This is a genomic window from Chlorogloeopsis fritschii PCC 6912, from assembly GCF_000317285.1.
GTDB lineage: Bacteria > Cyanobacteriota > Cyanobacteriia > Cyanobacteriales > Nostocaceae > Chlorogloeopsis > Chlorogloeopsis fritschii.
In genome coordinates this window covers 67,749-80,264 of sequence record NZ_AJLN01000074.1, presented here as the reverse complement: position 1 = coordinate 80,264, position 12,516 = coordinate 67,749, and the positions used below count along the sequence as shown (strand labels likewise).

The following is a 12,516-nucleotide window of genomic DNA, read 5'->3' as shown; positions in this document are numbered from 1 at the left end:
AGGGGGACTAAGGGGGATCATCTAGAAATCTACATCACTAATTGAACCGTATTGGAATATCACCCGTCCTTTTCAAGACTGTGTGTCTAATTAACTTACAACCGCAACTGGCTTTTTGCGGCTAGGACGTTTGCTCAGAAAACAACAAACTCGCTTAATGCCAGAGCGCTTCATGAACTCAACCCAATCATGTGCCTTTGCGTTGGAATATCCGGGTTTTGCGGCACCAAATACAATTGGCTCATTCTCCCAAGCAGCGGCAAACTTGTACATAGCAGTACGATCTGTGAATAAAAATTTATGTATTGATAATTACAGTTGTGTTTAATCTTGATTCTTCTTTAAGTGCAATCAGCATTACCTATTGCGGATGAGGTTTTGCTCTTAAAACTGTTTTTGAATATATGGAAGCGTTAGCAAGCAACAGTAAACATGAGCGACCCATCTTTGTCAGATCAAGCTACTACCCCAGATCAATCTGTTGTTGCATCCGAGCAAGCTCAACCTCTTACAGATACTAATGTTGCAGGGAGTGCAATGTTGGATGCAAATGTCGCAGCAGGAGAAACGACGAATCCGCAAGGGGAAGCGATCGCCAATCCGATCGCCACTAACTTCTCAGAAGCAACTGCAACGGGTGATCCTAAAATTGCTGGAGTTTCTAGCACAACAGGCCCCAATACTACAAACGAGCAGCCATCAGAAAAAGGCGTTGTCAACCTCCAGAACAATCCAGACATACCCAACGAGCAGATGCAGGGAACTCTGCCAAACACCGATCCCATTGAAATGCCAACTGATCCTGAAACTAACCTTCCAGAGTAGAAACTACCTCTACATTGTAGTAATAATTGCGATCGCTTTTTCTCGAAGAGCGATCGCCCCTCACAAACTCAATAATTAGGCGTTGCTAAATTTGGATATAAAATGCAAAAATCAAGTATTCTCAACTTTTACTCTCTGCGACTCTGCGGACGCCACTTGACGCCAGTCGCTTCAACGGGGGGAACCCTCCGAAGTCGCCTCAACGGGGGGAACCCCCGCACGGCGCTTCTCTCCGCAACGCGCTGGCTCCTTTATGCCGGGAAACCCGTCCACCGCAGTGGCTCCTCTGCGTGAGACAAATTCATATTCTTGATCGGCAACGCCAATAATTCAGTTAATTAACTTGCAGTCATAACTGGCTTTTTACGACTAGGACGCTTGCGCTCTGATTTTTTCTTCAGTCCAACCGCTTGAGCCTGATCGCTGTCCGAACCATATTGCCCCCGCACCACTTCTTTCATCGCTAATACAGCATTATGAAATTCCCATTCTGCCAATCGAGCAGCATCAGCAGCAGCACGGTATAAAGCTAGCTTTTCGGTTTCGGCTTGTTGCAGAGTCAACATAGCCTGATAAGCTGTCTGTAAGTTTGCCTCAGAAGCATCAGCACGGGTTGTGTTGTAGGTGCTGATAGTTTGCAAACCGTGGAGTGAGTCAATATCTTGACTAATAGTTTGAGGGGGCAAACGGCGTGTCTTATCTTGGGTAGGCATAGATGCATATTATCGTAAGGTATAAATTTAATGTGCCCATTGCCACAGAAAAGATAACAGCCAGGTTAAGTTTTTAGATCGGACAAGGTTCGGGCAAGGTGAGCTATTGTTGCAAGCGGATGCATTAACAATGTAAGTCGATGCATTAACAATATGAGTCAATGCATTAACAATGTGAGTCGATACATTAACAATGTATGCCAATGCATTAACAATGTGAGCCGATGCATTAACAATGTATGCCGATGCATTAACAATGTAAGCCAATACATTAACAATGTTAGAACTTACGCACGAGTTATAGAAGAATAGAACCGCAGAGGCACAGGGAGCGCAGAGGAAAGAGGATTTTAGAGGGATTTTTCGTAAGTTCTAAATGTAAGTCGATGCATTACCCCCTCACACCTAACATTTGCCTCCTAACAAGAGCATCGCCAGATTGAACATCAAACCAGTGAATATCCTCAGGGGGCAATGTCAATGTAATATCCTCGCCACTCCAATTTTGGTCTATTGGCAACAAAGCACGTACTGTAATTGCTCCGGTTTGCGAACCCTCAACCCTAACACTGACTAAATAGTGCATACCCAAGTTTTCCACTAGATACACTCGCCCTCGAATCTTTTGGGTATCACCTGGTTGGGCTATGCGGACATTTTCTGGACGGATGCCTAGCACAATCTGAGGCGGTGCTGTTGGTAAATCTGGCAGAGGCACTTGGAAGTTACCCAACATTGCGTTCCTTCCCTGACAGGGTAGAGTCAGCAAATTCATTTGGGGACTGCCAACAAAGCCTGCCACAAATAAGTTAGCTGGATTGTTATAAATGCGAGCAGGTGGATCGAGTTGCTGGACATAGCCATCGTTGAGCAAAGCGACTTTGGTGGAAAGCGTCATCGCTTCTGTTTGGTCGTGGGTGACGTAGACAACTGGCACTTTTTGTGCTGCAAAAATTTGCTTGAGATCGGCTCGAACTCGTTCGCGCAGCAGTGCATCTAGGTTACTTAACGGCTCATCCAACAAGTACACGTCAGCATTACGCACCAAAGCACGACCAACCGCAACCCGCTGCCTTTGACCTCCAGACATCTGTCCAGGCTTACGGTTCATTAATTCTCCCAATCCTAAAATCTCTGCTACTTCTGCCACTCGCCGTTTAATTTCTGTTGATGGTACTTTTCTGAGTTTGAGTCCAGAAGCGAGGTTTTCGTACACCGTCATGTGGGGATAGAGTGCATAGCTTTGAAATACCATCGCGATGTTGCGATCGGCTGCTCGTTTGTGGGTAACATCCACGTCCCCAATCTTGATCTGACCGCGAGTAGGTTCTTCAAGTCCGGCAATCATGCGTAAGACGGTGGATTTACCACAGCCGGAAGGACCGAGTAAAGTCAAAAACTCATCGTTATCTACAGTTAAGCTAATGTCTTTGACGGGGACGACTTTGGGATTATAGGTTTTATTTAAGTTTTTGAGTTCGAGTTTAGCCATGATTATGAATGATGAATTACGTCTGATATGAATTAAAACGGCAAGCAAAAATCATGTTTTAGAAATCGACCACAGATGGACACAGATAAACACAGATAATTTATCCGTGTGCATCTGTGTTTATCTGTGGTCGTTATCACCATAAAATTGGATTTTGCAATTAATCTATATATTTGGCACGACTTAAGATGAGTTCGGCTAATTCACATTAGACGTGAATTATGAATGATAAATTCTGTATTTTCAAAATTCAGCATTTATCATTAGCCCTTAACAGCACCAGCAGTAAGACCTTGGACAATTCTGCGCTGGAAAAATAAAACTAGTAAAACCAGGGGTAACGTCCCCACAACAGTAGCAGCGGCGATGGGGCCGTAGGGAATTTCATATACTGTTGCACCGCCCAACTGAGCAGCAGCAACGGGAATTGTCTTCAACTCTTCGCGAGTCATAAAAGTGAGAGCGAAGATAAACTCGTTCCAGGCAAAAATAAAGGCGAGAATTCCAGTAGTTACCAAAGCGGGAAGAGTCATAGGCAAGACTATTTGCCATAGTAGTTGAAAGGTGTTGTAGCCATCGACTCTAGCCGAGTCTTCTAAGTCTTTCGGTAATTGTTGGAAAAAGCTTCTCAGCACTAAAATTGTCAGCGGCAAATTGATCGCAGTGTAGGGTATGATTAGCGCCAGATAGTTGTTGCCCAGCCTGAGCGCCTGGATAACTTCCAACAGTCCCAAAAACAACAGAATTCCAGGGAACAAAGTTACGATCAGTACACTGGCAAGAATAACCCGTCCACCCCAAGGACGCAACCGTGCCAGAGCATAGGCAGCAGGTGCGCCGATCGCTAAAGCTACAGCTGTAGAAGTAATCGACACAAAGGCGCTGTTGAAGATGTAGCGCCAAAATGGACGACGGGTAAATAACTCAATGTAGTGATTGAAAGTGAATCGTGTGGGGAAGTAGACAGTAGGAACGGCGGCAATATCCTCATTGACTTTAAACGAGGTCAGCAATTGCCATAGAGCTGGCGCTAGACTAAATAGCACTACTAATGCAATTGCTATGAGCAGCAAGATTTTTTGCCAAGAAAATCTGGTTTTCTCTGTTCGTTTTGGAGTTGCTGGAGATGCTTGTGGAGTTACACTCATAGGTTAAATGGCTCCTGATGATCTGGCACGGTATTTGTTAAGCAAGAAACTAGCGATCGCCACCGCAGCAATTAAAATCAGAAATGTCACCACTACGAGGGCTGCTCCATAACCAAAATCTAAGTAGCGCATCACTGTAGAGTAAATATACAATGACACTACTTCTGTAGCGCCACCAGGCCCGCCCCCAGTCATGACAGCAATCAAATCGAAAATCCCAAAAGCTTGAGCAAACCGAAATAGAACTGCGATCAGAATTTGCGGCAGCAGTAGCGGCAGGGTAATATTGCGGAAGTTTTGCCAAGCGTTCGCCCCATCGACTGAGTAAGCTTCATAAAGGTCTTTTGGTATTGACTGCAAGCCAGCTAACAGCAGAATACTGATAAAGGGCGTAGTTTTCCAAACATCGGCAAAAATCAGTGCGATCATCGCCAGCGTTGGATCTCCTAACCAGTTAATCCCAGTCTCAATCAGCCCCAACCGCCTGAGAATATCGTTCACAACTCCAAACTGGTCGTTAAAAATCCAAGCCCACGCCAGACCAATCAGAGCAGTAGGCAAAGCCCAAGGTAGAATGGCAGTGGTACGCACTATGCCCCGTCCAAAAAACGCCTGATTGAGAACTAGAGCAATCAAGAGTCCTAGTATTAGTTCTGAGACAACGGATGCTGTTGTAAACACAGTTGTGATCCAAAGGCTCTGCCAAAAACGGCCATCTCCCGCCATCCGCACATAATTCTCCAAACCAGAGAATACGGGTTGTAGCTCCGTTCCCAGATTTCTTGTAAATACACTTAACCAGAATGCTCGTAAAATTGGGTAAGCAAATACAAACAACAGCAGCAGCAATGCTGGTGTTAGCAAGATCCAGGCTGTCCGTTGTTCCCGACTTCTGATCGTACGTGAATTAGTCATTTGTCATTTGTCATTGGTTAGTAGTTAGTGGTTAATAGGTTGCTTGTCTATTCCTCCCCTGTTCTCTAGCCCCTAGCCCCTAGTCCCTAGCCCCTAGCCCCTAGCCCCTAGCCCCTAGCCCCTAGCAGTCGGCGCGTTTCAGCCGCAGCAGCTTGCATTGCTCGTTCCGGGTTCATCCGACCGGATAGTGCGGCACTGAGATAACGCTGTAAAATATCTGAAGTCTGAGCGTATTGGGCGATCGGCGGACGTAAAACTGCGTTGTCTACAATCTCTAGTAACTGCGGATAGTGGGGATATTCGGCTACAATCTTTGGATCTGTAAATAATGACCGTCGGCTTGGCACAAAGCCTGCATTCAAAACAAACTGGCGCTGTGCTTCTTCACTAGTAAAGTACTGAATTGCTTTCCACGCTTCTTCAGGATGCCTAGAGGATTTAGAAATCCCTAAACCCCAACCTCCCAGACAAGCAGCCCCCGTCTTGCCAGGAGCATGAACCATCGATTTAATCCCAACTTTACCCTGGATTGGCGAACCTTTTGCCTGGGCTAAAGGCCACACATAAGGCCAACTTCGTAAAAACGCCACTTGACCATTTTGGAAAAAGCGCCGGGTGTCTTCTTCTATATAAGTCGTGACTCCAGGCGGAGAAACACCCTGCCTGATGGTACTGCGTAGAAACTCAACGGCTCGTAATGTTTCTGGTCGATCTAGCCCAACTTCGAGCGTGTCAGGATTAACCCAGAAGCCACCAAAGCCGTCGAGGACTTCCACAAACATCGCTACGAGTCCTTCGTATTGGCGTCCCTGCCAAACATAGCCCCAATTTACCTCGTCTTTCTTTTGCAAGGCTTGGGAAATTTGCATCAGATCCGCAAAGGTTTCTGGCGGTTTAAATCCTGCTTCTTTAAGTAAATCTTCCCGATAGTAAAGCACTCCTACGTCAGAACGCATGGGAATGCGGTACAGCTTGCCTTGATAACGTCCCCCTTCTACATCCTTGGGCGAAAATGCTGCTAACTCCTCTTTGGTAATGCGATCGTCTAGGGGTAGCAACCATCCAGCCGCAGCAAACTTGGGCGTCCAAATGATGTCCATATTGACCAGATCGTAAGGAGATTCACCCAAGATAAAAGATGAAGTATACAAGTCTTCGAGTAAATTTGTGGCATTTGGCCCCTCAACTAAGTTAATGCGAATGCCTGGGTTCTTAGCCTCGAAGTCTTTAATCAAACCCTGCCTCCAAGGTTGGGCATCAGGGGCAGTAATTAACATACTGAGGGTAACTGGTCGCTGCGAAAGTGCTACCCAACTGAACAATATAATACCCAACAGAATTGCTAGAAAAATTCCTAGATGCAAAAAACTTTGTTTTTGTATGAATTTTTGCAGCTTGTTGATTGGCTTTCGGTACAACATTATCAATGTAGCGATCGCTAGTGGTAATAATGATTAAGAAATGAAAACATGGAATAGCTTAAGTAAGGATTATTTTGTGTTAACTTTTAGCAAAAATGCTTAAACGATGAACAAAAAATTCAAGAAACTTAAAATTAAGCTGGCTTAAAAATAAGCAGCTTGATTCTAAATAAGAGTAACATTTTGCTAATAACCCTTAAATATACAGCAGCCCCTTCAAGAAGGATTGAAGAAGAATCCAGAATTCAGGAGTCAGAATGAAGAATTTATTCTGGCTTCTGGCTCCTGACTTCTATTTGATAAACTGTGTTATTTAGACAGTTAAAAGCCACTGTTATAGATGTAAATTAATTTCTTCTTAATTAATTAAGCAACTTTCTAAAGATAGAGTTAGCTACAAGAAATAACTACCTTAAGTCGTAAAAGCAGTGGTAAAAGATTTCTGTTACAGAAATTTTTTCTGATACTTAAAAGTTTACTATTGTTCATATTTAGCTAAAGTTTTTAAATTAAATTATTTAACGAAACAACAAGATTCCCGACTTTTTCAAGAAGCCGGGAATCAGAACCCTAGTGATTTTCAGACTAATAAATTTATCTCACAAAGCGCAAGCGTGCGTAACCAACTAACTGCCCGTTAGTATCGCCTTGAGGAAAAGCCTTGACACTAAACAAATAATTTCCGTCAGTTTGAGGATTCTCAAACGGGCCAATATTAACAGTTACTATTTGACCAGGCTGAAGTGGACGCGCAAATACAACAGTGACTTCTTGTGACTTTGGATCGATTTTGATTTCTTTGAGGGGAACTTGTTGCCCACGTTGGCGATTTACAAAAGTCCCAATTCTGTCTTTGTTGTATTCAATCAGATTTCTGCCTCCTACTTGGAGAATCGTGATCCGTTCTAACGGTGGAGCATCTTTTGGTAAGTTGATTGTGAAATAGTACATTGTGTTGCGAGTGTCAACACTTTGTTCGCTGGTTTTGGCATCAAGTAAACGAAAACCCGAACTCTTAGTGGAAGTTATGCTAACTTGAGATTCTTGTGCTTGTACAGACTGGCTTAAAACTCCCACAGAGCCTAAAGAGACTGCTAGCGTGCCTGTAAGCAAACCGACTTGAAACCACTTGAGAAGCTGCATATTATAGCCTTTCATGTACACAATTTATCTGTGATTGGTATTGGCGATCGCTCGGAATCTGCTCCACTCAAAAATCCACATTAATCCCATGATATCTACTTGACTAATTAAATGATTTATACAATCCGGGAAAATCTGCCTTTGCTTTAGGAAAAAATTGTTGCTTCTGATGAATGATGCTGTACTAACTTTCTGTTTCCAGGGATAATGAGACCAAGTGAGAGATAACCTTAGGCTTTGGTATCCTTTGCAGGTATAGCTTGCCTAGACTAGCCATTGCTATAAATTTTCGCTTGTTTGCAAAAGAAAAAATTCTACTTTTTGACCGTTGATATCAAAAGCGCCATTTACCAGCGACATTTCTATTTAGGTGTGATGAGGAAGTATGGCAAAAAGTTTTTGGAATTGCCTTCAACTTAGTTCAGCTATTTTGAGCCTCATTTTGATTCTCAGCAACAGCACTCTTGCTAATCAGGTTCCTGCAAGTGAGACAACATCAAATCAACTGCTTTCTGCTCAACCTGAAGATATTGAAGAAGACAACGACAGCATAGCTCAGGTAACTTCCGTCTCTGAGTTATCAGATGTACAACCAACCGACTGGGCATTTGGTGCGTTGCAGTCGCTGGTAGAGCGCTATGGTTGCATTGCTGGGTATGGCGATCGCACCTATAGAGGTAACAGAGCGCTGAATCGCTACGAGTTTGCAGCTGGATTGAATGCTTGCCTAGAGCGCATCAATCAATTGCTTCAGACAGCGACAGACAAAACCATTACTGAAGAAGATATGAACGTTGTGCAGCGATTGCAAGATGAATTTGCTGCCGAATTAGCCAGTGTACGGAATCAGATAGACAGTCTGGAGGCACGTACAGCCCAGTTGGAAGCGTCGCCTTCATTCACTACCACAAGCCTATTTAATGCCGAAGCCATAATTGCTGTGAGTGGGTTTGGGGGTAGCGATATCGATGACAATTTTATCCTTAGCAATCGTGCCACCTTAAACTTTGACACCAGCTTTTTTGGGCAAGATCGTCTCAGAGTCGGCATAGAAGCAAGAAATACTCCTGATTTTGTCGATGTCACCGGAACAAATATGTCTAAATTGAGTTTTGTAGGAGACAACGACAACGATTTTGAAATCAGTGCGCTCCTATATGAGTTCAATCTTAGTCCGCAAGCACTGGTTTACCTTGCGGCTGCGGGGGGTGGCTTCACTGGCTTTACTCCTTCACTCAATGCTCCCCTTAGCAGTAGTAGTATTGGCGCGGTTTCCAATTTTGGCATTGAATCTCGGATTTACGGTTTGAATGGTGGAGGTACTGGGGTTGGCTTTCAATATCTATTCGGTAGAGTAGCAAGATTGTCTGTGGGGTATTTATCGGCACAAGCCAACGATCCTGATGTGGGAATTGGCGGTGATGCTTATGGAGCGATCGCTCAATTGACACTACAGCCAACGATAGATTTTGCTGCAGCTTTGACTTATGTTCATGCCTATAATATTAGTCCGGGTGCTGGTGCTGGCAGTGCTAATGCCGAAAATCCTTTTGATGGTGCTGCCACAAGCGTCAATGCTTATGGGCTAGAAACTTCTTACCGAGTCAGCCGTTCTTTTAACCTTTCGGGCTGGTTGGGTTTAATAGACGCTCATGCTGAATCTGAACCAAATAAAGGCAGCAATGCGACAGTCTTAACTTGGGCTGTAGGTTTAGCTTTTACAGACTTTTTAGGTCGAGGTGGCGACTTATTGGGTATTATCATTGGTCAACCACCAAAAGTGATTGACAATGACATTTCAGGACGCGAAGATCCAGACACTTCTTTACATTTTGAAGCTTTCTATCGCCACCAAATTACAGATAGACTTTATATTACCCCTGGCTTTTTTGTAGTTACGAATCCAGAGCACAATAGCGACAACGGCACTATTTATGTGGGAACGCTGCGAACCACTTTTCTGTTCTAACCTAGATTCCACGCCCGTCACTGTTACATACGCTTGCAGTGCTTTTTAACCTAATAATGCCAAAGTGCTAAAGCGATCGCATTCCAAGTGACTACCTACTTTACTAAATAAACTTGTTGAGTTCCTGCACTAACAGATGCACTGTCGTTGATGGATTGTCTCTGGCTGGAATGTGAGGAGCATATTGTTTCAGAAGATTTTCAGCATTTTTAATAGCAATAGATTGCTTCTCAAATAGCTCATCATAAATTGTTTCGCTATTCTTCTTATATGTCTTACCAAGTAAAGAAGTTAACTTCTTCTTATAATCACTTCGAGGAATACCAGTATTGAGAAACTCAAAATGCAAGACATACCATAGTTCAAACGCTTCATTAGAATAAGCTACTTTAAATCCTTGAGCATCAGCATTTTTAATGGCATTATTAAAATCTTCCATAGGCCAAGAATCACGATCAAAAACACACCATACCTGATCGTAGTCTTCTTGATTTTGTAGTTCCTTTGCGCTTTGAACTAGCTTGCTTGGATTCTCTCCTAAACCCTGCACGTCTATTTCAGCGACATTCTTGGGAACACGAAAACTCCTAAAGTAGTTAGGTTCTGTTTTCTCACCTTCACATACGATCAAGAATCTCTGCCTGACTTCCCTCGTATTAACTTTTCTAGGTAAATATCCACGAGAGTTTTCCTTTTTTCTAGGCATGAGAGTCAATGAGATGATTCAAATTTCCGATATATGGAATTGCGCCATATCTACCTTTAATGTAATCACTCTCAAATGAGGCATCGTTACGGACTTTATATTCTGCTAGAGAGTACAAATCTGTTGCACCATATCTATTCTTTTCAGCAAACCAAATCTGATCTCTACGAAAAAGCTTATTACTAAGCAAATTGGTATCGTGAGTCATGAATATTAACTGAGCGTTACTTGGATTTGTTTCGTTGGAATTAAATAATTCAACAATTGCACGACTGATCAAAGGATGAATTCTAGCATCAAATTCATCAATGATTAAAACTTTACCATTTTTCAGGGTATCAACAAGAGGCCCTGCCAAAGCAAAAACTTTTTGAGTTCCCTCAGACTCTTGATCATCTAAATCAAACATCTCTGTAGATACAGAATTTCCTTTTCCATCAAATTTTCGGTGCATAGTTTGAACTGATGTTATTTTTCTTCCTCCATTTTTTAGAATAAAATTCTTTATTTCATCTGGTAGCTCATTAGGGAAAGAATCAGCAGTAATTTCAATTTCTTCTACCTTGACATCACTAAATCCCAAATCTAATTTTTTAAGCAACTGAAGAATTTCATCTTTATTTTCGTTATCCATTAAACAACTAACTGTGTATCCTTGATAGCCTCTATCATCTAAACCAGAGACAACTTTGACTCTATTTGTCAGCCAATCCAAGATTTTTTCTGCAATGTTGACATTAAATTGAGCAGATACAGACAAGAAAAGAGCATTATGTCTTGTTTTCTGCTGAATTCCATCAGCTTTATAGGTTTTAGAAACACTAATATTGTCCTGTTTGCGCTCAAAAAGTTTAGTTTCTCTTGATTTTGGAACATAAAATAACCATTCACAGACAACTCTGTCACGAGTTGCCTCAAATCCATATCTATATCTCTTGCCATTCATTAAAAATACTATTTCAAAAAAAGATGGTTTAGCTTCGGTTTCAGTACTGAGCTTAAATCGCTCAACACCTATTTTTTCCGTACTTTGAGTCTCTTTAGAAGAATTAATCATGAACCATCTCATGAAAGTTAAAGCTCTAGCTAGATTACTTTTACCACTAGCATTTGCACCGTATATTGCGGCGCTCTTAAGTAGTTTAAGGTCATCATCTACTTCAAAAACGTTGTTTTCATCAAGCTTTTTGTCTTTCGCAACAAGGTTAGCTGCCACCATGCTAAAGGTGACTTGCTCCTTAAACGATCTGTAGTTACCGACACTAAATTCGATAAGCATAGTATATAGGCTTAATACATAAATTTGTGAAAAAATCGCTATTTACTGCTTTAAGAATAGCAATAATAGGGTTGAAGATGCTAAATTATAAGATTGTTTTACTAACGTACAGATGTACTGTTGTTAAAATATGCGGCATCATAAACGCTTGCACCGGACAATTAATGGGCAACTTTTAGTTTTGTTGCAGCGATATCTGCCGTCGGTAATACTGCTCAAAAGGATTCTCAAAAAATCGCTGTTGAAATTAAAAGTTTTCTTAGCCTTTCGCCAATACGTGACCTTCAGGAGGCAGTAGGGCAATATGATATCTATCGCACTGTTCTTTTAGAATTAGAGCCAGAACGCTTACTTTATCTGGCAATTCCCCAGCGAGTCTATGAAAATTTCTTTTCAGAACGCTTTGGTCAGTTAATCCTCAATCGGATAAAGATCCGCTTAATTGTTTTTGATGAGCAACAAGCGAGGATTGTGCAATGGATAGAATAGCAAAGTATCGTGAGATTGTGCAAAAAGTTGTACGCGAATATGCCACTCACAAACCTTATCACGGTCAAATTGATATTGGAACTATTATTGATTCTGAACGTGACCGTTACCTAGTTCTACAAGTAGGTTGGGATGAAGTTCGTCGCGTACATGGTTGTACGGTGCATATCGACATTATTAGTGATAAAGTTTGGATTCAGTATGACGGTAGTTCTTACCCAGTTGCAGAAGCACTTATGGAAGCTGGTATTCCTCGTGAAGACATTGTTTTAGGTTTTCATCCAGAGAATTTACGTCAATATACAGGCTTTGCCGTATCTTGAAAAAAATCCGCTTCTGTATCAGAAGTTAAAAACTGCTCAAATACAGAAGTATGCAAGTTGAGTGAAATGTAGGGATGAGTGCGTAGACGCAAA

Annotated in this window: 13 protein-coding genes; 4 read left to right on the top strand and 9 right to left on the bottom strand. The window is 42.3% G+C overall.

The window, feature by feature from the left end:
• Positions 1–90 precede the first annotated feature (90 nt).
• Positions 91–273: a hypothetical protein gene (locus UYC_RS0113615; protein WP_016876386.1), complete on the bottom strand. Its 183-nt coding sequence runs from the start codon at positions 271–273 to the stop codon at positions 91–93.
• A gap of 159 nt (positions 274–432) precedes the next feature.
• Here UYC_RS0113615 and UYC_RS0113610 point away from each other — a divergent pair, with 159 nt between their 5' ends.
• Positions 433–825 carry a hypothetical protein gene (locus tag UYC_RS0113610; protein ID WP_016876385.1) on the top strand — a complete coding sequence of 131 codons (393 nt, stop codon included), beginning with the start codon at positions 433–435 and terminating at the stop codon, positions 823–825.
• A 338-nt stretch (positions 826–1,163) separates the two neighbouring features.
• Here UYC_RS0113610 and UYC_RS0113605 read toward each other — a convergent pair whose 3' ends face one another.
• From UYC_RS0113605 to UYC_RS0113580, 6 genes are all read right to left on the bottom strand, one after another.
• Positions 1,164–1,538 carry a hypothetical protein gene (locus UYC_RS0113605; protein WP_016876384.1) on the bottom strand — a complete coding sequence of 125 codons (375 nt, stop codon included), beginning with the start codon at positions 1,536–1,538 and terminating at the stop codon, positions 1,164–1,166.
• Positions 1,539–1,929: 391 nt separating this feature from the next.
• Positions 1,930–3,030, bottom strand: a complete 1,101-nt coding sequence (locus tag UYC_RS0113600) for an ABC transporter ATP-binding protein (RefSeq protein ID WP_016876383.1) — start codon at positions 3,028–3,030, stop codon at positions 1,930–1,932.
• A 263-nt stretch (positions 3,031–3,293) separates the two neighbouring features.
• Positions 3,294–4,178, bottom strand: a complete 885-nt coding sequence (locus UYC_RS0113595; RefSeq protein WP_016876382.1) for a carbohydrate ABC transporter permease — start codon at positions 4,176–4,178, stop codon at positions 3,294–3,296.
• A gap of 3 nt (positions 4,179–4,181) precedes the next feature.
• Complete coding sequence (locus UYC_RS0113590; RefSeq protein WP_016876381.1) at positions 4,182–5,093, bottom strand: carbohydrate ABC transporter permease; 912 nt, start codon at positions 5,091–5,093, stop codon at positions 4,182–4,184.
• A 107-nt stretch (positions 5,094–5,200) separates the two neighbouring features.
• Positions 5,201–6,514, bottom strand: coding sequence for an ABC transporter substrate-binding protein (locus UYC_RS0113585; RefSeq protein WP_016876380.1), 1,314 nt, complete (start codon positions 6,512–6,514; stop codon positions 5,201–5,203).
• A gap of 594 nt (positions 6,515–7,108) precedes the next feature.
• A complete protein-coding gene (locus UYC_RS0113580; RefSeq protein ID WP_016876379.1) occupies positions 7,109–7,672 on the bottom strand; it encodes a DUF2808 domain-containing protein in 564 nt (187 codons plus the stop codon).
• A 370-nt stretch (positions 7,673–8,042) separates the two neighbouring features.
• Here UYC_RS0113580 and UYC_RS0113575 point away from each other — a divergent pair, with 370 nt between their 5' ends.
• Positions 8,043–9,626 (top strand): iron uptake porin, encoded by a 1,584-nt coding sequence (locus tag UYC_RS0113575; RefSeq protein WP_016876378.1) that lies wholly within the window; start codon positions 8,043–8,045, stop codon positions 9,624–9,626.
• Positions 9,627–9,729: 103 nt separating this feature from the next.
• On the opposite strand, the gene UYC_RS0113570 is transcribed toward UYC_RS0113575, so the two are convergent.
• On the bottom strand, positions 9,730–10,332 hold the full coding sequence (locus UYC_RS0113570) for an RloB family protein (protein WP_016876377.1): 603 nt from the start codon (positions 10,330–10,332) through the stop codon (positions 9,730–9,732).
• Complete coding sequence (locus UYC_RS0113565) at positions 10,325–11,611, bottom strand: AAA family ATPase (RefSeq protein ID WP_026087583.1); 1,287 nt, start codon at positions 11,609–11,611, stop codon at positions 10,325–10,327. Before UYC_RS0113565 ends, UYC_RS0113570 begins: the two co-directional genes overlap by 8 nt.
• A gap of 192 nt (positions 11,612–11,803) precedes the next feature.
• Here UYC_RS0113565 and UYC_RS40340 point away from each other — a divergent pair, with 192 nt between their 5' ends.
• Positions 11,804–12,100: an element excision factor XisH family protein gene (locus tag UYC_RS40340; RefSeq protein WP_081588154.1), complete on the top strand. Its 297-nt coding sequence runs from the start codon at positions 11,804–11,806 to the stop codon at positions 12,098–12,100.
• Positions 12,088–12,423 (top strand): XisI protein, encoded by a 336-nt coding sequence (locus tag UYC_RS0113560; protein ID WP_016876375.1) that lies wholly within the window; start codon positions 12,088–12,090, stop codon positions 12,421–12,423. The genes UYC_RS40340 and UYC_RS0113560 overlap by 13 nt, the downstream gene beginning before the upstream one ends.
• Positions 12,424–12,516: the final 93 nt, after the last annotated feature.

Bases quoted from the DNA above. Each gene is read 5' to 3' on its own strand.
- UYC_RS0113615 (WP_016876386.1), bottom strand. From the start codon at position 273: ATGTACAAGTTTGCCGCTGCTTGGGAGAATGAGCCAATTGTATTTGGT.
- UYC_RS0113610 (WP_016876385.1), top strand. From the start codon at position 433: ATGAGCGACCCATCTTTGTCAGATCAAGCTACTACCCCAGATCAATCT.
- UYC_RS0113605 (WP_016876384.1), bottom strand. From the start codon at position 1,538: ATGCCTACCCAAGATAAGACACGCCGTTTGCCCCCTCAAACTATTAGT.
- UYC_RS0113600 (WP_016876383.1), bottom strand. From the start codon at position 3,030: ATGGCTAAACTCGAACTCAAAAACTTAAATAAAACCTATAATCCCAAA.
- UYC_RS0113595 (WP_016876382.1), bottom strand. From the start codon at position 4,178: ATGAGTGTAACTCCACAAGCATCTCCAGCAACTCCAAAACGAACAGAG.
- UYC_RS0113590 (WP_016876381.1), bottom strand. From the start codon at position 5,093: ATGACTAATTCACGTACGATCAGAAGTCGGGAACAACGGACAGCCTGG.
- UYC_RS0113585 (WP_016876380.1), bottom strand. From the start codon at position 6,514: ATGTTGTACCGAAAGCCAATCAACAAGCTGCAAAAATTCATACAAAAA.
- UYC_RS0113580 (WP_016876379.1), bottom strand. From the start codon at position 7,672: ATGAAAGGCTATAATATGCAGCTTCTCAAGTGGTTTCAAGTCGGTTTG.
- UYC_RS0113575 (WP_016876378.1), top strand. From the start codon at position 8,043: ATGGCAAAAAGTTTTTGGAATTGCCTTCAACTTAGTTCAGCTATTTTG.
- UYC_RS0113570 (WP_016876377.1), bottom strand. From the start codon at position 10,332: ATGCCTAGAAAAAAGGAAAACTCTCGTGGATATTTACCTAGAAAAGTT.
- UYC_RS0113565 (WP_026087583.1), bottom strand. From the start codon at position 11,611: ATGCTTATCGAATTTAGTGTCGGTAACTACAGATCGTTTAAGGAGCAA.
- UYC_RS0113560 (WP_016876375.1), top strand. From the start codon at position 12,088: ATGGATAGAATAGCAAAGTATCGTGAGATTGTGCAAAAAGTTGTACGC.